Annotated in this window: 21 protein-coding genes and 1 pseudogene; 13 read left to right on the top strand and 9 right to left on the bottom strand. The window is 67.7% G+C overall.

What is annotated here, in order from left to right:
• Positions 1-84: 84 nt before the first annotated feature.
• The 3 genes from serS to ACFQBT_RS00095 are packed head-to-tail and all read left to right on the top strand — an operon-like array spanning position 85 to position 2,686.
• Positions 85-1,395, top strand: coding sequence for a serine--tRNA ligase (gene serS / locus ACFQBT_RS00085; protein ID WP_377819852.1), 1,311 nt, complete (start codon positions 85-87; stop codon positions 1,393-1,395).
• Positions 1,396-1,413: 18 nt separating this feature from the next.
• Positions 1,414-2,049: a hypothetical protein gene (locus tag ACFQBT_RS00090; protein WP_377819823.1), complete on the top strand. Its 636-nt coding sequence runs from the start codon at positions 1,414-1,416 to the stop codon at positions 2,047-2,049.
• Positions 2,042-2,686, top strand: a complete 645-nt coding sequence (locus ACFQBT_RS00095; RefSeq protein WP_377819853.1) for a sensor histidine kinase — start codon at positions 2,042-2,044, stop codon at positions 2,684-2,686. The genes ACFQBT_RS00090 and ACFQBT_RS00095 overlap by 8 nt, the downstream gene beginning before the upstream one ends.
• A 7-nt stretch (positions 2,687-2,693) precedes the next feature.
• On the opposite strand, the gene ACFQBT_RS00100 is transcribed toward ACFQBT_RS00095, so the two are convergent.
• Positions 2,694-3,083, bottom strand: a complete 390-nt coding sequence (locus ACFQBT_RS00100; RefSeq protein ID WP_377819824.1) for a hypothetical protein — start codon at positions 3,081-3,083, stop codon at positions 2,694-2,696.
• 131 nt (positions 3,084-3,214) lie between these two features.
• A complete protein-coding gene (locus ACFQBT_RS00105; RefSeq protein ID WP_377819825.1) occupies positions 3,215-4,963 on the bottom strand; it encodes a pyruvate dehydrogenase in 1,749 nt (582 codons plus the stop codon).
• Between the two features lie 54 nt (positions 4,964-5,017).
• Between ACFQBT_RS00105 and ACFQBT_RS00110 the strand changes: the two genes are divergently transcribed.
• From ACFQBT_RS00110 to ACFQBT_RS00140, 7 genes are all read left to right on the top strand, one after another.
• On the top strand, positions 5,018-5,677 hold the full coding sequence (locus ACFQBT_RS00110) for a response regulator (RefSeq protein WP_377819826.1): 660 nt from the start codon (positions 5,018-5,020) through the stop codon (positions 5,675-5,677).
• A gap of 65 nt (positions 5,678-5,742) precedes the next feature.
• On the top strand, positions 5,743-6,654 hold the full coding sequence (locus tag ACFQBT_RS00115; protein WP_377819827.1) for an ABC transporter ATP-binding protein: 912 nt from the start codon (positions 5,743-5,745) through the stop codon (positions 6,652-6,654).
• Positions 6,651-7,832, top strand: a complete 1,182-nt coding sequence (locus ACFQBT_RS00120; RefSeq protein WP_377819829.1) for an ABC transporter permease — start codon at positions 6,651-6,653, stop codon at positions 7,830-7,832. Before ACFQBT_RS00115 ends, ACFQBT_RS00120 begins: the two co-directional genes overlap by 4 nt.
• Positions 7,833-7,923: 91 nt before the next feature.
• The gene (locus ACFQBT_RS00125) at positions 7,924-8,985 is read left to right on the top strand and encodes a hypothetical protein (RefSeq protein WP_377819830.1); all 1,062 of its coding nucleotides are present in this window, start codon (positions 7,924-7,926) and stop codon (positions 8,983-8,985) included.
• Between the two features lie 42 nt (positions 8,986-9,027).
• On the top strand, positions 9,028-9,819 hold the full coding sequence (locus ACFQBT_RS00130) for an HAD family hydrolase (RefSeq protein ID WP_377819831.1): 792 nt from the start codon (positions 9,028-9,030) through the stop codon (positions 9,817-9,819).
• Positions 9,816-10,625 (top strand): TrmH family RNA methyltransferase, encoded by an 810-nt coding sequence (locus ACFQBT_RS00135; protein ID WP_377819832.1) that lies wholly within the window; start codon positions 9,816-9,818, stop codon positions 10,623-10,625. Before ACFQBT_RS00130 ends, ACFQBT_RS00135 begins: the two co-directional genes overlap by 4 nt.
• A 43-nt stretch (positions 10,626-10,668) precedes the next feature.
• Positions 10,669-11,322 (top strand): VOC family protein, encoded by a 654-nt coding sequence (locus ACFQBT_RS00140; protein WP_377819833.1) that lies wholly within the window; start codon positions 10,669-10,671, stop codon positions 11,320-11,322.
• A gap of 12 nt (positions 11,323-11,334) precedes the next feature.
• Here the strand turns inward: ACFQBT_RS00140 and ACFQBT_RS00145 are convergent, their stop codons facing one another.
• The 4 genes from ACFQBT_RS00145 to ACFQBT_RS00160 are packed head-to-tail and all read right to left on the bottom strand — an operon-like array spanning position 11,335 to position 14,116.
• Positions 11,335-11,553: a heavy-metal-associated domain-containing protein gene (locus tag ACFQBT_RS00145; RefSeq protein ID WP_377819834.1), complete on the bottom strand. Its 219-nt coding sequence runs from the start codon at positions 11,551-11,553 to the stop codon at positions 11,335-11,337.
• A gap of 10 nt (positions 11,554-11,563) precedes the next feature.
• Positions 11,564-11,845 (bottom strand): metal-sensitive transcriptional regulator, encoded by a 282-nt coding sequence (locus ACFQBT_RS00150; protein ID WP_377819835.1) that lies wholly within the window; start codon positions 11,843-11,845, stop codon positions 11,564-11,566.
• A 37-nt stretch (positions 11,846-11,882) separates the two neighbouring features.
• Positions 11,883-13,298 (bottom strand): adenylosuccinate lyase, encoded by a 1,416-nt coding sequence (gene purB / locus ACFQBT_RS00155; RefSeq protein WP_377819836.1) that lies wholly within the window; start codon positions 13,296-13,298, stop codon positions 11,883-11,885.
• A gap of 44 nt (positions 13,299-13,342) precedes the next feature.
• Positions 13,343-14,116: a VOC family protein gene (locus ACFQBT_RS00160; RefSeq protein ID WP_377819837.1), complete on the bottom strand. Its 774-nt coding sequence runs from the start codon at positions 14,114-14,116 to the stop codon at positions 13,343-13,345.
• A 105-nt stretch (positions 14,117-14,221) separates the two neighbouring features.
• On the opposite strand from ACFQBT_RS00160, the pseudogene adhP reads away from it, so the two are divergent.
• Positions 14,222-15,240: pseudogene (gene adhP, locus ACFQBT_RS00165) on the top strand (alcohol dehydrogenase AdhP).
• A gap of 99 nt (positions 15,241-15,339) precedes the next feature.
• On the opposite strand, the gene galK reads toward adhP, so the two are convergent.
• From galK to ACFQBT_RS00180, 3 genes are read right to left on the bottom strand one after another with little or no spacing between them, the layout of a single operon-like run.
• Positions 15,340-16,512 carry a galactokinase gene (gene galK / locus ACFQBT_RS00170; RefSeq protein WP_377819838.1) on the bottom strand — a complete coding sequence of 391 codons (1,173 nt, stop codon included), beginning with the start codon at positions 16,510-16,512 and terminating at the stop codon, positions 15,340-15,342.
• Complete coding sequence (gene galT, locus ACFQBT_RS00175) at positions 16,509-17,606, bottom strand: galactose-1-phosphate uridylyltransferase (RefSeq protein ID WP_377819839.1); 1,098 nt, start codon at positions 17,604-17,606, stop codon at positions 16,509-16,511. The genes galK and galT overlap by 4 nt, the downstream gene beginning before the upstream one ends.
• 6 nt (positions 17,607-17,612) lie before the next feature.
• Positions 17,613-18,368 (bottom strand): DUF4282 domain-containing protein, encoded by a 756-nt coding sequence (locus ACFQBT_RS00180; protein ID WP_377819840.1) that lies wholly within the window; start codon positions 18,366-18,368, stop codon positions 17,613-17,615.
• Between the two features lie 180 nt (positions 18,369-18,548).
• On the opposite strand from ACFQBT_RS00180, the gene ACFQBT_RS00185 reads away from it, so the two are divergent.
• Entirely contained in the window at positions 18,549-19,127 is a 579-nt protein-coding gene (locus ACFQBT_RS00185) for a TetR/AcrR family transcriptional regulator (RefSeq protein ID WP_377819841.1), read from the top strand.
• Positions 19,128-19,151: 24 nt separating this feature from the next.
• A complete protein-coding gene (locus ACFQBT_RS00190; RefSeq protein WP_377819842.1) occupies positions 19,152-21,482 on the top strand; it encodes an MMPL family transporter in 2,331 nt (776 codons plus the stop codon).
• Positions 21,483-21,527: the final 45 nt, after the last annotated feature.

The raw sequence follows: 21,527 nt of genomic DNA on the forward strand, positions 1-21,527 counted from the left end.
TCGGACACCTTGGTCGGGTTGACGATCACCGCAGCCGTGGGCATGACCGCAACCTATCCCAGGGCCAGGCTAGCCTTGTCGATCGTGATCGACATCAAGGTGTTGCGGGAGGACCCGGAGCGGGTCAAGGCCAGCCAACGAGCCCGGGGAGCCGACGAGTCCCTGGTGGACCAGATCCTGGCGGCCGACTCCGCGCGACGCAACGCGCTGTCGCATTTCGAGGAACTGCGCTCGCAGCAGAAGTCGGTCAGCAAGCAGGTCGGCGCCGCGATGGGCCAGTTGAACGCCGCCCGCAAACGCGGCGAGGATGTCACGGCCCTGCAGCAACAGGCCGAGCAGGCCCGCGCCGACGCGGCCGCCCTCGCGGCGCAGGTGAAGTCGCTGGAGGCCCAGGCCGACGAACAGTCGGCGACCTTCGAGGCGCTGTTGAAGAAGGTCGGCAACATCATCGTCGACGGTGTACCCAGCGGCGGGGAGGACGACTACACGGTCCGTGAGGTCGTGGGTTCCCCGACGCAGTTCGATTTCGAGCCGCTGGACCACCTGGCCCTCGGCGAGAAGCTGGGGGCGATCGACATGGAGCGGGGCGCCAAGGTCGCCGGCTCGCGGTTCTACTTCCTGACCGGTGTCGGCGCCCGGCTCGAACTGGGTCTGTTGCAGATGGGTCTGGCCTTCGCGGTGGAGCACGGGTTCACCCCGATGATCACGCCGTCGCTGGTCCGGCCGGACATCATGACCGGTGCCGGGTTCCTCGACGAACACGCCGATGAGGTCTACCGGCTCGAAGCCGACGACCTGTACCTGACCGGTACCTCGGAGGTGGCGCTCGCGGGCTACCACGCCGACGAGATCATCGACTTGTCGAAGGGGCCGAAGCGCTACGCCGGCTGGTCGACCTGTTACCGCCGCGAGGCCGGCTCGCACGGCAAGGACACCCGGGGGATCATCCGGGTGCACCAGTTCCAGAAGTTGGAGATGTTCGTCTACTGCGATCCCGCGCAGGCGCAGGCCGAGCACGAGCGGTTGTTGGGCTGGGAGCGGGAGATGCTGGCCAAGATCGAGGTGCCGTACCGGATCATCGACACCGCGGCGGGCGATCTGGGCAACCCGGCGGCGCGCAAATTCGACTGCGAGGCGTGGGTGCCGACCCAGGGTCGGTACCGCGAGTTGACGTCGACCTCGAACTGTACGACGTACCAGGCCCGCCGCCTGAACACCCGGTTCCGCACGGACGAGGGCAAGTCGGAGATCGTTGCAACGCTGAACGGCACGTTGGCGACGACGCGGTGGCTGGTGGCGATTCTGGAGAACCACCAGCAGTCGGACGGCTCGGTCCGAGTGCCCGCCGCGCTCGCGCCGTACGTCGGTGAGGATGTCCTCAAGCCGGTCACCTGACCTGGCTAGCCTGGCCCGGTGGCGACAGTTGGGGCGTTTTTCGGTGTCGGAGATCCATGGCGTCGACCGCTTCCTTCGCGTTGGTGGCGCCGGGATATCGCGATTGCGGTCGGCTTCCTGGTGGTGGGAGCGGTCGGTCTGGAGCTGGAACGCAGCCTGGGCTCGCTGAGCCAGATCGCCGCACCGGAAGTGGTGCAGCACCTGCCGCTGGTACTCGCGGGTGTGCTCATCGTGTGGCGCCGGCGATTCCCGGTGGCGACCGTCGCAGCCATCACGGTGCTGTGGCTCGTGACCGGGATCCTGCTACCGCCGCTCGCGGTGAGCCTCGTGCTGCAATTCCTTTTCCTCGCAGTCTTCTACGCGGCAATCGCCTGGGGTGCGCCGCGTGGCCGGACGGTGGCGGTCGTGCTGTTGTGCGTCGCTGCGTTGATGGTGTGGGTGACTGTCGATCTGGTCCACCGGACCTCAAACGGTGCCTCGTCTCCGGGCCCGTTCCCCTGCAGCTGCGCTGACCGGTTACATCTACCTGATCAACGCGATCTACTTCGGCGGCGCGATCCTGGGTGGAGCGCTGGATTGGCGCAACGCCCGGCAGCGGGCCGCGCTGGCCGGCCAGGCGGGGCTGATCGAGCGACAGGCCGCCGAGTTGCGTGACCGGTCGGTCGTCGACGAACGCGTCCGGATCGCCCGCGAGCTGCATGATGTGGTCGCGCATCACGTGGCGCTGATGGGCGTGCAAGCAGCCGCCGCGCGACGCGTGCTCACGGTTGATCCGCCAGCAGCGGCCGGTGCGCTGGAAACCGTTGAGTCATCGGCCCGTTCGGCCGTCACCGAGATGCGCTCCCTGGTCGGAACGTTGCGCGGCGACGACGCCGAGTCGAGGACTCCGCCACCGACGTTGGCGGACGTCCCGGCGCTGGTAGCCCAGTTCGACACGCTGGGTCTTGGCACGACGTACGTGCTGGTGGACGTCGATGGCCTGGCCGAGCGGGTGCCCGCAGCAGCGGGTTTCGGGGTGTATCGGGTAGTGCAGGAGGCGCTGTCCAACGTGCGCGCGCACTCCTCCGCGACGTTTGCGTCGGTGACTGTGCGTGTCGTGCGGGCCGGAGATGGCGCGTACGTCGAGGTGGAGGTTCTCGACGGCGGCTCCACTCTGGCGGGGACCGCAGGGACGGGCCTGGGGCTGCAGGGCATCCGCGAACGCGTCGCCGCCCTCGGCGGCGAAGCGGACATCGGTCCGCGGGCGACCGGAGGGTTCCGCGTGCGGGCGCGGATCCCCTTCCTGGTGTAGGTCGGGTTCACCCGGCGACGGGGTGGATGATGACGTCCCGCCGCAGCAGTCGCTGGAGCATGCCGGACAACTCGTCGACCTCGTTGTGTCCGATCCCCATGGGCACCGTCACCAAGGCATCAAAAGGTGGCTCGTCGACGGCTTCGACCAGCGATTCACCGAACATCCAGGCGGTCGCTTGGTCAAGCCAGGCCCGCTGCGTCGCGTCGTCGTCCGACGACGAGACGTGAACTGGCGCGGCATCAGGCGGGCAGGCCTCGAGGAGAAGCGCCCGATCGAGGCGTTGGACGTCAGCGAGTTTCGTGGCACCGAGCTGTTTGGTCACCGCGGGCTGACTGATACCGAGTTGACGTGCGACGGCCGAGTGCGTGATGAGGACGAAGGTCGCGGCCCGCACGAGGAGCAGACGGGACCAGCGAGCAACGTCCTCGGCGCCGGGTCTGAAGCCATACCGTCACCCCACCAGGGCAAGCCTGTGATCGCCAGCGATCACTGCCGTTTCGTCTGGCCGGCCGTCGAGGCAAGTCCTCAGCCGCGCGGGATGTTGCGCAGGTTGGACCGTGCCATCGCCACGGCCTCCCCGGCGCCGCCGTTGAGCACGATCTTGCTCATGGCCGTCGCGAAGCCGAAGACCTGGTCGGAGGTGATCTTGGGCGGGATGGACAACGCGCGCGGATCGGTGACGATGTCCACCAACGACGGACCGTCCGAGGCAAGTGATTCCCCGAACGCGCCCTCCAACTGCCGCGGGTCGGTGACCCGGATCGAATGCCAGCCCATTGCCGCCGCGATATCGGCGAAATTGACTGAGGGAGTGTCGGTTCCGTAGTCAGGCATGGCATCGACGAGCATCTCGAGCTTGACCATGCCGAGCGTGGCGTTGTTGAACACCATGACCTTGATCGGCAGGTCGTACATCCGGGCGGTCAGCATGTCGCCCAGCAGCATCGACAGCCCGCCGTCGCCGCAGACCGCCACCACCTGACGGTTCGGGAAGGCGAACTGCGCGCCCAGCGCCTGCGGAAGGGCATTGGCCATCGACCCGTGCAGGAAGGACCCGATCAACCGGCGCGTTCCCAACGGCTCGATGTAGCGGGCCGTCCACACGTTGCACATACCGGTGTCCGCGGTGAAGATCGCGTCCGGCGCCGCCACCTTGTCCAGGATCGACGCGGCGTACTCAGGGTGGATCGGGACTCGGGTCTCGACGTTCTTCGTATACGCACCAACGGCTTTGCTCATCAGCCGCTCGTGCTTCTTGAGTGTCTTGGCCAGGAACTTCTGGTCCTTCTTCGGCTCGACCAACTCCTCCAGCGCCAGCAACGTGGGCAGCACATCGCCGTGGACCGGCAGGTCCACCCCGGTCCGGCGCCCGATGATCGCGGCCCGCCGGTCGACCTGAGCGGTGCGCACATCGGGCAGGAACTGGTCGTAGGGGAAGTCGGTCCCCAGCAGGAGCAACAGGTCGGCGTCCTCGATCCCGGCGGCTGCCGCGCCGTACCCGAGCAGACCGGTCATCCCCACGTCATAGGGGTTGTCCCACTGGATCTGGTCCTTGCCGCGCAGGCTGTGCCCGATGGGCGCACCGATCTTCTCGGCGAGCGCAATCACCTGATCGTGCGCCTCACCGGTGCCGTAGCCGGCAAAGATCGCCACCCGCGACGCGGCGTTGATCGCCTCGGCCAACTGCTGCACCACGGTCGGCGCGGGCATCAGGTGGCCGTGCTCGATCGGCACGTACGCCGGTGCCTCACCCTGCGCGTCCAGCGACGCCAGATCGCCGGGCAGCGTCACCACCGCCACGCCGCCATCGCCGAGCGCGTGCGAGATAGCCGCGTGCACGACCCGCGGGGACTGCTGCGGGGTGCTGATCAACTCGCTGTAGACACTGCATTCGTTGAAGAGCCGGTCGGGGTGGGTCTCCTGGAAGTAGGACTGCCCGATCTGGACGCTCGGGATGTGACTGGCGATCGCCAGGACGGGCGCCCCGGTGCGGTTCGCGTCGTACAGGCCATTGATCAGGTGCAGGTTGCCCGGGCCGCAGGAGCCCGCGCACACGGCCAGTTCACCGGTCAACTGGGCATCGGCGGAGGCGGCGAACGCCGCTGCCTCTTCGTGCCGGACATGGACCCAGTCGATCCCGCCCTTGGCGCTGCCCCCGGTCTCCCGCACCGCGTCCACGATGGGATTCAGGCTGTCGCCCACGATCCCGTAGATCCGGCGCACCCCGGCGTCCTGCAGTTGTCCGACAAGTTGCTGGGCGAGTTTCACGAGCATGCGTCCTCTCGGTCGGCGGGTAGTCCCACGCTAGCCGCTGGATATGGTCGAGCCATGTCCGAGGCACCCTTGCGCATCCTGGTCGTCGATGATCAGGCCCTGGTCCGCAGCGGTTTCGCGATGATGCTGTCGGTCGAGCCCGACATCGAGGTCGTCGGTGAAGCGGCCGACGGTGCCCAATCCGTCGAGGCGACAGCCCGATTGGCGCCGGACGTTGTCCTGATGGACGTCGAGATGCCCCGGTGCAACGGCATCGACGCGTGTCGCAGCATCGTGTCGGCCGGCACCGCGAAGGTGCTTTTGCTGACGACGTTCGATCGTGACGATTATCTCTTCGAAGGCCTGGCCGCGGGAGCCAGCGGCTTCCTGTTGAAGAACACCAGCCCCGAGGAGTTGGCCGACGCGATCCGCACCGTCGGCCGTGGTTACGCCCTGCTGGCGCCCGAGGTGACCCGCCGGGTGATCGAGCGCAGTACGGCGACCCCCACCCCGGAGCCGGACCGCGCTCTGGAGCAACTCACCCCGCGTGAGCTCGAGGTGCTCACCCTCGTCGGCAAGGGTCTGTCCAATGCGGAGATAGCGCAGCACCTGGTGTTGGGCGAAAGCACCGTCAAAACCCACCTGTCGAGCGTCCTGGCCAAGTTGCAGTTACGCGACCGGGTGCAGGCCGTCGTACGCGCTTACGAAAGCGGCCTCGTCCTGCCGGGGGAGTAGCGGCAGGTCGATCTCCGCCCGCGGGTGGATCCGCGGGCCCGGTCGTCGGCCATAGCGTCGCAAGCATGTTGGAACTACGAGACGTCACTCGACGGTTCGGTGACCACCTGGCCGTCGACCGGGTCGGTTTCACCGTGCCGGACGGGGCGATGACCGGCTTCGTCGGCGGTAACGGCGCCGGCAAGACGACCACGATGCGGATGATCATGGGCGTTCTGGCCCAACACGGTGGACAGATCGATTGGCAGGATCGGGCCATCACCACCGCCGACCGTCGCGGCTTCGGCTACATGCCCGAGGAGCGCGGCCTCTACCCCAAGCAGCCGATCCTGGACCAGTTGATCTACCTGGCCCGGCTGCGCGGCCTGAGCGCGCAGGATGCAGCCACCCGCTCGACCGAGTTGCTGGAGCGGTTCGACCTCGGCGAGCGGACCGGCGACAAACTGGAATCGCTGTCCCTCGGTAATCAGCAGCGGGTCCAGATCATCGCCGCGTTGGTAGCCGATCCCACCATGCTGGTGCTGGACGAACCCTTCTCCGGCCTGGACCCCGCGGCGGTCGACTCGATGGCGGCGCTGCTGCGCGAGTTCACCGGACGCGGTGTGCCGGTGTTGTTCTCTTCCCACCAACTGGATCTGGTCGAGCGGCTCTGCGACCGGCTGGTCATCCTCTCCCGCGGCCGGGTCGTGGCCGAGGGAACCGCTGACGATCTGCGCGCCACGGAGGCGGTCCGCCACCGTTTGGTCCTGGGCGGCGACGCCGGATGGCTGCGCGATCAGGGCGTGCACGTCGTCGACATCGAAGGCAATACCGCTGTCGTGCAGTTCGATTCGCCGGAGCAGTCGGACGCAGTACTGCGCGAGGCGATGGCCCGGGGCTCGGTGCAGGAGTTCGGGCCGATCCGGCCCAGCCTGGCCGACATCTATCGCGAAGTGACCGCAGGAACAGCTCACAGCCAGCAGGAGGTGCCGGCATGAAGACCAACCAGTTGTGGCGGATCGTGGCCGCCCGGGAGATGTCGGTCAAGCTGAAGGATCGCAACTTCATCGTCTCGACCGTGGTGGTGCTGGCATTGATCCTGGGCACCCTGGCGGTCCAGGGTTACCTGGCCAGCCGGCCCCAGACCACCAACGTCGCAGTGCTCAGTTCGAGCGCGACGACCGTGACCCAGCAGGCGGAAAAGGCCGCTCACGAGGCCGGTTCGGACAAGGTGACCTTCAAGACCTCGACGTACGCCGATCAAGCGGCGGCCGAGCGTGCCGTGACTGACGGCAAGGCGGATGTGGCGCTCCTTCCCACCAGTGACGGCGGCTGGCGACTGGTCGGCAAGTCCAGCAAGGACAGTGCCGCGCAGACGTGGATCCCGCAAGCGGTCCAGCAGGATGCGTTGCAACGTAACGCGGCCGCCGCCGGGGTCTCCCTGGACCAGTTGGCCAAGGGCAGCACCGTCAGGTACGACTTGTTGCAATCGGGCGATGACCAGCAGAGCACCGGCAAGATCATCGGGCTGGTCTTCGGATTCCTGTTCTACATCGCGGCGCTGCTGTTCGGGATGTCGATCGCCAGCAGCGTCATCGAGGAGAAGCAGAACCGGATCGTCGAAATCCTGGCCAGCGCGATTCCGTTGCGGCAGCTGCTGATCGGCAAGGTGGTCGGCAACACGGTCCTGGCCCTGGCCCAGGTCGCGATCTTCGCGCTGGCCGGCATCATCGGCCTCGTCGCGACCGGTCGTCGTGACCTTTTGTCGCAGGTGTCGAGCGGCATCTTCTGGTTCGTCCTGTTCTTCGTGGTGGGATTCGTGACCTTCGCCGCAGTGTGGGCGGTGGCTGGGGCACTCGCGACCCGCAACGAGGACCTGCAATCCACGTCGACTCCGTTGACGATGCTCGTGGTCATCGTCTTCATCGTCGGGATCACCGGTAAGGGGCTGTTCCTGACCATCGCGTCCTACGTGCCGCTCTTCTCGACGATCGCAATGCCCGTGCGGGTGGTGTCGGGGGACGCCGCATGGTGGGAACCGGTGGTCGCGTTGCTGATCGGGCTGGCCGCGGCGTACTACATCGTGCGCATCGCGGAGCGGTTGTACCGGCGGTCGCTGCTGCAGACCGGCCACCGGCTCAGCTACCGGGAGGCCCTTGCCCTCACCGACGACTGAGTATTCCCGACATGGTGCGGCGCCTCCTTTCCTCATAGATTGAGGGCAGGAGTGCGCCGCACGGCGCCATCGCACGAACGCGGAGACCGTCATGACCGACCAGCAGCCCGACCCCCAGCAGCCGGATCCCCAGCAGGCGCAAGCGCCCCAGGCACCGCCCCCCGCCTCGCCGTACGGCAGCCCGTCGTCGGACTCCGCCGATGTCACCCAGGCAACGCCGGTCACCCCGCCGACCCAGGAGACCCCCGTCAGCAGCCCGTACGGCGCGCCCTCCTACCAGCCCCCGGGTTACCAATCGCCGCAGAGCCAGTCGGCGCCGCAGCAGCAGCCCTACGGTCAGGCGCCGCAGCAGTACGCACCCCAGCAGCCGGCGTACGGCGATGCGCAGCAGTACGCCCAACCCCCGCAGTCCGGCCAGCCGCAGCAGTACGGCCAGCCGCAGCAGTACGGCCAGCCCGAGCAGTACGCGCAGCCGCAGCAGTACGGCCAGCCCCAGCAGTACGGCCAGCCCCAGCAGTACGGCCAGCCCCAGCAATACGGCCAGCCCCAGCAGTACGGCCAGCCGTACGGCGCACCGGCCTACGGCGCGACCGGTTACGGGCAATCCACGGCCACCAAGGCGCCGGTCAGCTCGTTGGCGCGCCTGGGCGCCATCGGTGCCGCGGTCGGATCGCTGCTGGCCATCCTGGGCTCCTTCCTCAACTGGCTCACCGCCACCCTGAACATCCCGCTGTTGGCGCAGGGTGACATCGGTGTCACAGCCAATGGCGTGGGGGCGGTCGGTGTGACGTTGCCGAACAACTCGGAGATCCTTCGCGAGTTCGCGGACAACGTCACGTCGAGCGGAGGCATCACGACCGGGTGGATCGTGATCGTCATCGCGGTCGTGGTCCTGGTGTTGGCCGTGCTGGCCCTGCTGGGCAGGTTGCCGTTGCCGGGTGCGATCGCCGCCATCGCCGGCGGATTGATCATCATGGGGCTCGCCATCTTCCGGATCGCCCAGATCTCGCACTTCATCGACACCGACGAGCTGAAGAACTCCGGTGTGGCGCTGACCGTGACGTACAAGCCGGGGGTCGGCCTATGGGTCACCCTGGTCGCCGGCATCCTGATGGCCGCCGCCGGGGTGCTCGGCCTGTTGCGACGCAACTGATACCTACGCTGCCGCCGGGTCCACGCCCCGTACAGTGAGCGCGTGACCCGGAAGCTCGTGGCCCTGGACGTCGACGGCACGTTGCTGCACTTCGACGGGACGATGTCGGATGCGGTACGGCACGCCGTACGCGCCGTCGTCGACGCGGGCCATCACGTCGTCATCGCAACGGGCCGGTCCGTCATCGCGGCCACCCCGATCGCCGAGCACATCGGTCTGACCGACGGCTATGTCGTGTGCTCCAACGGGGCCGTGACGATCACGCTCGACCCGGCCGCGCCGGCCGGTTATCACGTGATCGAGACGGTCACCTTCGACCCCGGCCCGGTGCTGGGCAAGCTGCGGGACGCGTGGCCGGATGCGACCGTCGCCGTCGAGGTGCTGGGCGAGGGTTTCCTGCTCAGCGCACCGTTCCCCGAGGGGGAGCTCAACGGAGTGCAGAAGGTCGTCTCCTGGGAGGAGTTGGAGCAACACCCCACGACGCGCCTGACCTTCCGTTCCTCCAGCGGCACCGCGGAGGACTTCCTGGAACTGGCCGAGCGGCTCGGTCTGCACGAGGTCAACTACGCGGTCGGGTTCTCGGCGTGGATGGACATCAACCCCGAGGGCGTCTCGAAGGCCTCCGCCCTGGAGCAGGTACGCCGATCCCTGGGCGTCGAACCCTGCGACACCGTCGCGGTCGGAGACCACCGCAACGACCTGGAAATGCTGGAGTGGGCCGCGCGCGGGGTGGCGATGGGCCAGGCCCCGGACGAGGTGAAGGCCGTCGCCGACGAGGTCACCGGGACCATCGAGCAGGACGGTGCGGCCACCGTCCTGCGCTCGCTGTTGTGAGCCTGCACATCACGTCCGCGGCCAACCCGCGACTCAAAGCCCTCGCGACGCTGCGTCGCCGTCGCGGTCGCGAGCAGACCGGGCAAACCCTGGTCGAGGGGTACGACGAGCTGGGCCTGGCCCTGTCCGCCGGGGTGTGCCCGCAGACGCTGTTCCTCTGCCCGGACCTGATGGCGGATCCGGCGGGCCAGCAGGACGTCGTCGACACGGCCACGGCCGCGGGCGCCGAGGTCATCACCCTCAGTCGCGCTGCGTTCGAGAAGGTGGCCTATCGCGAGGGAGCGGACGGTTTCCTGGCTGTCGTCCCTGCTGTCCTGGCGCGCCCCGAGGACCTGGAACTACCGGCGCAGCCGTTACTTCTCGTGGCCGAGGCGGTCGAGAAGCCCGGCAATCTCGGTGCGATGCTGCGGACCGCCGACGCGGCGGGCGTCGATGCGTTCGTGGCTGCCGATCCGGTGACCGACTGGGGCAATCCGAATGTCGTGCGGGCCTCGAAAGGGACCGTCTTCTCCGTGCCGGTCGCCGCGGCCCCGACCACGGCGACGCTGCAGTGGTTGTCCGCACACGGCGTACGTCTGGTGGCCACTACCCCCGACACGGACACGCTGCATACGGACGTGGACCTGACCGGTCCGGTCGCGATCGCGGTGGGCACCGAGAAGACCGGGCTGACCGAAGAGGTGCTGGACGCGGCCGACGTGAAGGTCCGAATCCCCATGTCCGGCATAGTGAATTCGCTCAATGTGGCGACGTCGGCGGCGATCGTTATCTACGAAGCGGTCCGGCAGCGACGAAGCGGAGGCTGACCCCCGATTCGGTGTGGGCGATCACAGGTGGCACCATCTGAACATGCGAGTCGATCACGTTGTCTACGCAGCAGAGCCCGATGGTTTGATCGCGACGGCCAAGCGCCTCGGCGATGAGCTCGGCACCGAACCGGTCGATGGCGGTGTGCACCCCCGCTTCGGCACGCGCAACTCGATCATCCCGCTACTCGACGGCCGGTTCCTGGAGGTTGTGGAGGTCCTCGACCACCCCGCCTCGGACAAGGCGCCCTTCGGTCAGGCGGTCCGTGCCCGCTCCATCGGTGGTGGCGGTTGGATGGCGTGGGTCGTCGGCGTCGACGACATCGCGATCGCGGAGGGCTTGGTCGGCCGTACCTCCGCTCCGGGTCTGCGGCACCGCCCCGACGGGATCGAGCTCACCTGGAAGCAGTTGGGCGTGAAGGGCTTGACCAACGACGCGCAGGTGCCGTTCTTCATCCAGTGGGGCGACGGTGTCCCGCACCCGTCGACCGACGGCCCCGCCCACGCGTCGCTCAAAGGCATGGCGATCGCGGGCTCTCCGGACCGGGTTCGCGAATGGCTGGGCCTCACCGGTGAGCCGGGGGTGGACCGTGAGGACTGGGAGCCGGAGATCGTGTTCGACTTCGCGGCGCCGAAGGGCACCCCAGGTCTGATGTCGATCACCTTCGCGACGCCGAACGGCGACGTCACGATCTGAGGTCCTCGGACCTCAGTCCCCGGTGACCACCTGGTAGCCGGCCTCGTCGACGGCCGCGGCGATCAGCTCGGGGTCGACCAGATCCTCGCTGAGGATGGTGACCGGCGAGTCGCCGCCGCTGATCAGCTCGATGTGGACATCGCTGACCCCGTCGAGCGCGGTCAACTCCTCGGTGACCGCACGCACGCAGTGCTCGCACGTCATGCCCGACACCTTCACCTGCTGTTGCATTGCGTCTCCTTCAGCTTCGCACCAGCCGCGCGATGGCGGCTGAGGCTTCTTCGACCTTGGCCTGCGCGGCCTCGTCGGACTCGCGGGCGGCACCAACGACGCAGTGCCCGATGTGATCCTCCAGCAGGCCCAGGCTGACCGACTGCAACGCTTTGGTGATCGCGCTGATCTGGGTCAGGACGTCGATGCAGTAGGTGTCCTCATCGACCATGCGCTGCACGCCCCGCACCTGTCCCTCGATGCGACGCAGCCGCTTGAGGTAGTCGTCTTTGCTCCCGGTGTACCCAGCCATAGCTCAAGCCTACACTGATACCCCCTCGGGGTATACGTCAGTGGATGTCGAGGTAGGCGACCAGGTTGGGCGCCAGACCGACGTACGTCGCGGGAGTCATCGTCAGGAACCGCTCCTCGACCTCACCCGGCAGGCCGAGCCCCTTGACGAACTCGCGCAGATCCTCGCCGTTGATCCGGCGGCCGCGGGTGAGTTCCTTGAGCCGTTCGTAGGGCTGCTCCATCCCGGGCACGCCCTGGGCGCCGAGCGCGCGCATGGCCGACTGGATCGGCTCGGCGAGCACCTCCCAGTTCGCCTCGAGATCGGCCAGCATCGCATCCGGTACGGCGTCCAGACCGGCCAGCCCGCGGCTCACGTTGTCCATCGCCAGGACCGAGTGCCCGTACGCCGTGCCGACGTTGCGCTGCATCGAGGAGTCGGTCAGGTCGCGCTGCAGGCGCGACTGGACCAGCGTCGCCGAGAGGACGTCCAGCAACGCGTTGCTGACCTCGAGGTTGGCCTCGGCGTTCTCGAAGCGGATCGGGTTGACCTTGTGCGGCATGGTCGAGGAACCCACGGTGCCCTGGCCGCGGACCTGCGCGAAATAACCCATCGAGATGTAGGTCCACATGTCGGTGCACAGGTTGTGCAGGATCCGGTTGAAGCGGGCGATGTCGGAGTAGAGCTCGGCCTGCCAGTCGTGGCTCTCGATCTGGGTGGTCAGCGGGTTCCAGGTCAGGCCCAGGCCTTGGACGAAGGACTTGGAGATGCCCACCCAATCGGCGCCGGGCACCGCTTCGACATGCGCGCCGTACGTCCCCGTGGCCCCGTTGAGCTTGCCCAGGTACTCGGCGTCCTTGACCCGGCGCAGTTGGCGACCCAAGCGATGGGCCAGCACAGCCAACTCCTTGCCCATGGTCGTCGGCGTCGCCGGCTGGCCGTGGGTGTGCGCCAGCAAGGGGGTCTCGGCCAGATCCCGGGCCATGGTCGTGACTTGGTCCACCAATGCGGTGGCCTTCGGCAGCCAGACCTGTTGTGTCGCGCCCTGCACCATCAGCGCATAGGACAGGTTGTTGATGTCCTCGCTGGTGCAGCAGAAGTGGATCAATTCCGACAACCCGGCCGCGTCCGCGTCGCCCACGATCGCCGGCAGCCGACGCTTGAGGTAGTACTCGACCGCCTTCACGTCATGCACGGTTTCCCGTTCGATCTCGGCCAGCTCGGCGATGTCGTCGGCCCCGAAGTGATCGACGATGGCGCGCAGGTGGTCCTGCTCTGCGCCGGTCAGTTCGCGGACCCCGGGGACGACGTGCTCGCTGGTCAGGTGGATCAGCCACTCGATCTCGACGTGCACCCGCTGCCGGTTGAGGGCCGCCTCCGACAGGTGATCGACCAGCGGCGCCACGGCGGCGCGGTAGCGGCCGTCGAGGGCACCGAGGGCGATGGGCGGGGTGATGTCGGCCAGCGAATGCATGCCCCGATTCTCCCGTGCCCGCCCATCGCGGGGCAAAACGCGGGCTACAGGGTGAAATTGGTCGTCGGCTCCACGAGGTTGAACAACTCACCGCCCAGGCCCTGGATGGTCGCCTCCGGCCCGGCGACGGTGTCGAGCGTCATGATGATTTCTCCATCGAGCTCCTGGGCGATCTGGGCCGAGGCGTCACGCGATGCGACGTTGAAGTGCACCAGCCAGCCGACCGGTACGTCCTGCGGCGCCTGGTGCAGACCGCCGACGACCTGACCGTCCTTCTCGATGAAGAAGTAGCCGTCGGCGTCTGCTTCGCGGTAGGTGTAGCCGAAGACTGCTGCGTAGAACTCCTGGGCGGCGGTGCCGTCGTGGGTCAGCAGATCCGACCAGCCCACCGAGCCCGGCTCGTCGATGAGTTCGAAACCGTGGTGTTCCTTGCCCTGCCACACGCCGAAGACGCCGCCCTGCGGGTCCACGCACACGCTCATCGTGCCGAGGTTGCCCACATCCATGGGTTCCACGATGACCTGGCCGCCGTACTGCCGGACCGCGGCCGTCGTCGCCGCGGCGTCGTCGCTGGCCAGGTAGAGCAGCCACACGCTCGGCTGCTGGGGATCCATCTTCGGGGCCAGGCCGGCCACGGCGGCGTCGTTCTTGAAGCACATCCGATAGCCGCCGTACTGCTCGTCGCCCTCTTCGACCCGCCAGCCGAACAGTTCGCCGTAGAACGTCGCCGCGTGATGCAAGCGGCGATGCTCGGTGTCGAAGCTGATGTCGATCCAGCAGGGATAGCCGGCGGGCCAGTTCGTGTCGCGCGTGGTCATGCCCTGAGCGTACGGCGCTCGCGAAACCCCGATGCAACCTTGCGGCCAGTAGCGTTGAAGTCCGGCTCCGCAACGGGGCGGAGCCAGCGACGTCAGGAGATGCTGATGAGCACGATGAAGGCTGCGTACGTCACGGAGTTGGGTGACCGACTCACCGTCGGGGAGTACGACAAGCCCGCCCCCGGGCCCGGAGAGCTGCTCGTGAAGCTGGTTGCCTCCGGCGTCTGTCACACGGATTTGCATGCGGCGCAGGGAGATTGGCCGGTCAAACCAAGCCCGCCGTTCGTGCCCGGGCATGAAGGCGTCGGCGAGGTGGAGGCCGTCGGTGAGGGAGTCGAAGGCTTCAAGGTCGGCGACCTGGTCGGCAACGCGTGGCTGTGGTCGGCGTGCGGGCACTGCGAATACTGCCGCAGCGGCTGGGAGACCCTTTGCGAGCAGCAGAAGAACGGCGGCTACTCCGTCGATGGTTCCTTCGGTGAATACATGCTGGTGGACGCGACGTACGCCCCGCGGATCCCAGCCGGCTCGGACCCGTACGAGGTGGCGCCGGTGCTGTGCGCGGGCGTCACCGTGTACAAAGCGCTGAAGGAGACCGAGGTGCGGCCCGGGCAGTGGGTCGTCATCTCCGGGATCGGCGGTCTGGGGCACGTTGCGGTGCAGTACGCCAAGGCCATGGGCATGCGAGTCGCCGCGGTGGACATCGCCGACGACAAATTGGACCTGGCCAAGGAACACGGCGCCGAGGTCATGGTGAACGCGGCGACCGAAGACCCCATCGGTGCGATCCAGGCCCAGACCGGCGGAGCCCATGGAGTATTGGTGACCGCGGTGCACTCGGAGGCGTTCGGGCAGGCCATCGGAATGGCACGGCGCGGCGGCACCATCGTCTTCGTCGGGTTGCCCCCGGTGACTTCCCGGCGCCCATCTTCGACATCGTGCTGAAGCGCCTCACGGTCCGTGGGTCGATCGTGGGCACGCGCCAGGACATGATCGAGGCGCTGGACTTCTACTCCCGCGGCCTGATCCATCCGACGATCTCCACCCGGTCCCTGGAGGAGATCAACGACATCTTCGATGAGATGAAGGACGGTGCCATCGAGGGTCGCGTGGTCATCCGCTACTGAACGGCGGGGCGGTCACCTACTCGGCCGTCGTCACTGTCTCGGTCGCGTGCGCCCACGCCGTCCGCGGCAGTGCAGATTTCCGAGTTTCTGACGGCGGGATCAACTGATCCGGCGAGCACCGTCGGACGGCACGGCGACGAACGAAGCCGGTTCGTTGAAGTTCTCGGCCGTCGCGGCCGCCACGCACGCCTCGGCGACCGTCTCGGCCGCGTCCTGGTCGACCAGGGCGATCACGCACCCGCCGAAGCCACCGCCGGTCTGTCGGGCGCCATAAGCCCCTGCGCGCACAGCGGTTTCGGCGATCAGGTCGGTCACCGGCACGGTGATCTCGAAGTCGTCGCGCATCGAGAGGTGCGACTGGTTGAGCAACGGTCCGATCATCCGCGGGTCGGAGCCGTCGGTCAGCAACGCGGCGACCTGCTCGACACGGGCACTGTCGGTGATCACGTGCCGGGCGCGACGTAGCAACAGATCGGGCAGACCGTCCAGATCGGCCACGGTGGCGTCGCGCAGCGCCGGGACGCCCAACGCCGCGGCGGCCTCCTGGCAGGATCGCCGCCGCTCGGCGTACTCCCCGCTGACCAGAGCATGCGGCGCACGGCTGTCGATCACCAGCAGCGCCAGGCCGTGCGCGGACAGGTCGAACGGGATCTGGGTGATCTCGACCGATCGGGTGTCGATCTGCATCGCGTGCCCGGATCTCCCGCAGACAGAAGCCAACTGGTCCATCAACCCGGTGGGTGCACCGGCGATGTGGTTCTCGGCGTCCCGACCGAGGTCGGCGACCTCGGTGTCCGTCAGACTCCAACCTGCCAGATCGACCCAGGCACGCGCCGTACCGCAGGACAACGCCGCCGAGGACGAAAGCCCCGCTCCCGTGGGCACGTTGGAGGTGACGGCGATGTCCAGGCCGGGTACGTCGAATCCCCGTTGCGCGGCCGCCCAACCCACTCCGGCGGCGTAGGAGGCCCACCCCACCGACTCTCCGTCGTGCAGTTCACCGAGGTGGACGCTCGCGGACGGATCGGGTACGTCGGGGGAGTCGGTGTGCAGCCGCACGGTGTCGTCGTCACGACGGCGCGCCGCGACCCAGGTGCCTTCCGCCAGGGCGATCGGAAGCACGAATCCGCCGTTGTAGTCGGTGTGTTCGCCCATGATGTTCACCCGGCCGGGTGCGAACCACACCCCGTCCGGTGCCGCGTCGAACCGGTCGCGGAAGGTGGCCTCCAGATCATCGACCGAGCGGGGCGCTGGCGTCCGGACCGCGCTCATGCCAGGTCCCGGAGGCGCGCGGCCAGCGGCTCGGCCAGGATGTCGGCGATGAAGGCACCCTGCCCGGATTCGGAGCCGGCGAGGTACTTCAGCTTGTCCGGCCCGCGCCGGATCGAGGTGAGCTCCAGGTGCAGCCATGCCTCGTCGCGCAGTGCGGTCGTGTCGGGATTGTCCGGATCGGGCGCCGGCGCTTGCTGCCAGCCGGCGATATAGGGCAGCCGCGAGTCGTACATGCGGTCGAAGCGGCCCAGGATGTCCAGGTAGATGAGGGTGAACGCGTCGCGTTGCGCCTCGTCGAGTTCGCTCAGGTCGTGCACTCGCCGCAGCGGGTAGAGATGCACCTCCACCGGCCAGCGGGCCGCGAACGGCACGAACGCGAGCCATTCCTCGTTGCTCGCCACGGTCCGCGGCCCCGCCTGTTCGAACGCGATGAGATCGCCGAAGAGGTTCCGCCCGTGGGCTTGACGGTGGGCGGCGGCGTGCATCAACTCGGTGTACGCCCGGGGCGGAATGAACGGGTAGCCGTAGATCTGCCCGTGCGGGTGCTGCAGGGTCACCCCGATCTCGATACCCCTGTTCTCGAACGGGAAGACGTGCTTCACGACCTCGAGTTCATTGAGGTACGTCGTGCGGTCGGCCCACGCGTCCACCACCAGCCGTGCCTGGGCCGGGGTGAGCGCAGCGAAGGTGGAATTGTGATCGCTGGTGAAGCACAGGACTTCGCAGCGACCGGTCGCGGGACGGATCTGCTCGAACCCGTCGTTCTCGGTTATCACGCCCTCGATCTGCGTGGCGAAAGATGGAAAACGGTTCTCGAAGGCTACGACCTGGTACTCGGGCGAGGGGACCTCGGTCATCCGGCCATCGCGCGACGGGCACAGCGGGCACTGATCGGCCGGTGGCATGTAGGTGCGGTTCTGCCGCGCCGACGAGACGGCGATCCATTCACCGGTCAGCGGGTCATGCCGCATCTGCGACATGACGACCGACGGCTCCAAGGGCCGGCGATCGACCGACGGCACCCGGTGGGTGCCGTCGGCGTCGTACCAGATGATCTGTCGGCCGTCGGCCAGCAGCGCCTCGGTGCGCTCCACGGCGGCTTACTTGCTACTCGAGTCCTTGTCGCGACCGGCGATCTTGGCGATATTCAGCGCCACCTCGAGCAGGATCCGCACGGAGATGATGAAGAACAACAACCAGATGATGTCGGCGATGGTGTGGAACGTCGCCGAACCGCCACCCATGTTGCTGTAGCCGTTGGTGGAACCCCAGTAGTAGGTCAGGTTGCTGAGCAGGTTGAGCACCGCCCACACGATGGCGCCGAGGAAGACGATGCTGGCCAGCCTGCCGGTCAGCGACTTCTTGAACTGCAGGTCCGAGAACAGCGCGCCCAGACCGTCACCGGCGCCCTTGGCGACTTTGCCGGCATCGTTGGCGAACTGGCCGCCCACCGCTGCCGCCTGTTGACCGAAGCCCGGACCGCTCGGCTGCTGCGCCTGCTGCGGAGCGCCCTGCTGGGGGTACCCCTGCTGCGGATACCCCTGCTGGGGGTAGCCCTGACGCGGCGCGCCCTGGGGAGCGCCCTGCTGGGGATAGCCCTGTGTCGGCTGCTGGTACTGCGAGGGGCGCGGTTGACCGGGCGCCGGTTGGCCGGTTGCGGGCTGCTGCGCGGCGGCGGGCTGGGGAGCCTGCTGGTGGGTAGGGGCTTGGTACGGCGCCTGCGGCTGACCGCCGGCGGGGGTGCCGTGCGTGGTGGTCGGTTGGGTGTGCTCCGGACCGGGGTAGGACTGACCGAGACTGCCCGGCTGGGCGGGCTGCTGGGGGTCCGGGGTGTTAGGGGTATCGGAGTCGGTCATGGTCGTCTTCCTCGAAGAATCGCGTCGGGAGTGCTTCTTGTTCTCAACCTAGCCGAGGCCGCCCACACCCTCGGGTTACGCGCCGAGGGGTACGCGGCGGTCTGCCGCGCACCCGGGTGAGGCGCGGATCACACCGACCCGAATTGCACTTTGAGGCATCAAAATGCAAACGTTTTGTTCATGTCCACCCTGACGCGCCGAGACCAGACGGCACGGCGCATCACCTTCTGCGCCCAGAGTCTGGCCGTCCAGCAGGGTTACGACCACTTCACCCTCGACGAACTGGCCGAGCAGGCCGGGGTGTCCCGGCGCACGCTGTTCAACTACTTCCCGGGCAAGCTCGATGCCGTCCTCGGCGCCCGTCCCGGCCTGCCCACCGAGGCCGTCGAGAGGTTCGTGGCCGGTGGCCCGCAGGGTGAGATTCTCGGCGATCTCGGCGAACTGGTCTGCGCGCTGCTGACCGTGTGGGGACCACTCACCCGCGAGCAGTGGGCCACCATGCGAGATTGCCTCATCGCCAATCCGAGGGTGTTCAACGCGGCGATCGAACGCTTTGATGACATCGCCAAGACCATGACCGAGTTGGTCGAGCAACGCTCCGGGTTGCCGCGCGAAGAGGCGTGCGTCGCGCTGAGTGTGATCAAAGGGGTCTTCGGGAGCGCCCTGGACCAATTCGTCGAGCGCCCCGACGACCGAAGCCTCGACACCATCGTCCGTGACCACCTGCGGGTGGCCCGGTCCCTACTTTCCATCCGCTGAACCGCACTCACCGAACGAGGAACCATGGCGACTCTGCTCTACAAGCTCGGCCACGCGGCGTACCGCAAGTGGTATTACTTCCTGGCCGCCTGGATCGTGGCGCTGGTCGGGTTCGGCGCCCTGGCGGGAGCGGTTAAGCAGCCCTATCAGGACACCTTCTCCATCCCCGGCATCCCGTCGCTGCAAGCGCAGACGATGCAGCAGAAGCTCTTCCCGGGCACCGGGAACGCCGAGGACCAGGCATCGGTCACGGTCGTCGTCGCTGCGCCGAAGGGTCACACCCTGAAGGAGCCCACGTACTCCAATGCCGTGAACGACCTGATCGCGCAGTTGAAGAAGGTCCCGCAGATGCCGGCGGACGCCAAGACGCTGGTCAACCCGGTGCAGGCCTCGGCGGCGCAGTACCAGATGGCGGTGCAGGCCGCGGTCAAGCAGGGACAGCCGCAGGCGGTCGCCGAGGCCAACGCCAAGGCGCTGCTACCGCTGTCCGCCGACGGCCGGATCGGCACGATGACCTTCGACTTCGACGTCGCCAAGGTGACCGATGTGAAGCCGGCCAGCCAGGATGCGGTGCTGGACGCACTGGCCGACGCGCGCAAGAGCGGTCTGCAGGCCGAGGTCAACGGCAGCGGCATGCAGAGTTTCGATGTCGAGGGTGGCTCGGGAGAGCTGCTCGGTGTCGCGGTCGCGGCGCTGGTCCTGTTGATCACCTTCGGCTCCCTGGTCGCCGCCGGCCTGCCGATCCTGTCGGCCTTCGTCGGCGTCGGCGCAGGGACCATCGGGGTGATGATCGCCAGCAAGTTCACGACTATCAGCACCACGACTCCGATCCTGGCCACGATGATCGGTCTGGCGGTCGGGATCGACTACACCCTGTTCATCCTGTCCCGGTACCGCTCGGAACTGCGGAACACCGACGACCGCGCCCACGCGGCCGGTCTGGCGGTCGGAAAGGCCGGCTCCGCGGTGGTCTTCGCGGGCCTGACCGTATTGATCGCACTTGCCGCGCTGGCCGTCGTCGGCATCCCGTTCCTGACCACGATGGGTATGGCGGCTGCGGGCACCGTGTTCTTCGCGGTGCTGGTTGCCCTGACCCTGTTGCCGGCGATCCTCGGCATGTTGAAGTCGCATGCGTTCGGTGGCTCGTTCCGCACCCCGCACCGCGAACTCGACTCCGACGGCAAAGTCATCAACAACGGTGTCCGCTGGGCACGCTTCATCGGGAAGCGACCGGCCGTCATCGGCGGCATCATCACGCTGGTGCTGATCGTGCTGGCGGTGCCGGCCAAGGATCTGCACCTGGCGCTGCCGACCGACTCGACGGCGGCAACCAATACCACCCAGCGCAAGGCCGCCGACCTCATCACCGAGGGCTTCGGCCCCGGCCGGGCCGCGCCCCTGATCACCGTGGTCGACGCCACCGGGATCCAGGACCCCAAGGAGCGCCTCGCGGCGTTCGGCGGGGTCACCGAGTGGGCCGCGAAACAGGGTGACGTGGCCAACGCCCAGGTGATCGCGGTCAACCAGGACTCCACGGGTGCGCAGATCCTGATCACGCCCAAGTCGGGTCCTGACGACGAGGCGACGACGACGTTGCTGCAGAACCTGCGCGACGGTCAGGCAGGTATCGAATCCCAGACCAAGACCACGGTCGGCGTCACCGGGGTCACCGCCATCCAGACCGACGTCTCCGACGCCTTGACCTCGGCGTTGCCGAAGTACCTGGCGATCGTGGTCGGCCTGGCCTTCATCCTGCTGATGATGGTGTTCCGCTCCATCCTGGTCCCGCTCACCGCCACGATCGGCTTCCTGCTGTCGGTCCTCGCGACGTTCGGTGCGACGGTGATGATCTTCCAGAAGGGCGCCTTCGGGATCTTCTCCGGCGAACCGATCGTCAGCTTCCTGCCGATCATCCTGATCGGGATCGTCTTCGGCCTGGCGATGGACTATCAGGTGTTCTTGGTCAGCCGGATGCGAGAAGCCCACGTGCACGGGGCCGACGCCCATGAGTCCGTCGTCGACGGCTTCCGGCACGGTGCCCGCGTCGTGACGGCCGCGGCCTGCATCATGATCTCGGTGTTCGCGGCGTTCATGCTGCAAGGTCAGCAGTTCATCGTCTCGATGGGCTTCGCGCTCGCGGCCGCCGTCTTCTTCGACGCCTTCCTGGTCCGCATGACCCTGATCCCGGCGGCGATGTTCCTCATGGGGGAGAAGGCCTGGTGGCTGCCGAAGTGGCTGGACAAGATCCTGCCGGCGGTGGACGTCGAGGGCGAGAAGCTGCAGGCCATCAGCGGCGACTCCTCGCAGCACACGCCCAAGCACGCCGCCCACGAGGAAGCACCCGACCCGGTCTGATCGCCTGCGAACCGGCGCCGGCAGCCCTCCGATTGCGAGACAATG

It is taken from the genome of Branchiibius cervicis (genome assembly GCF_042661605.1).
GTDB classification, from domain to species: Bacteria; Actinomycetota; Actinomycetes; order Actinomycetales; family Dermatophilaceae; genus Branchiibius; species Branchiibius cervicis.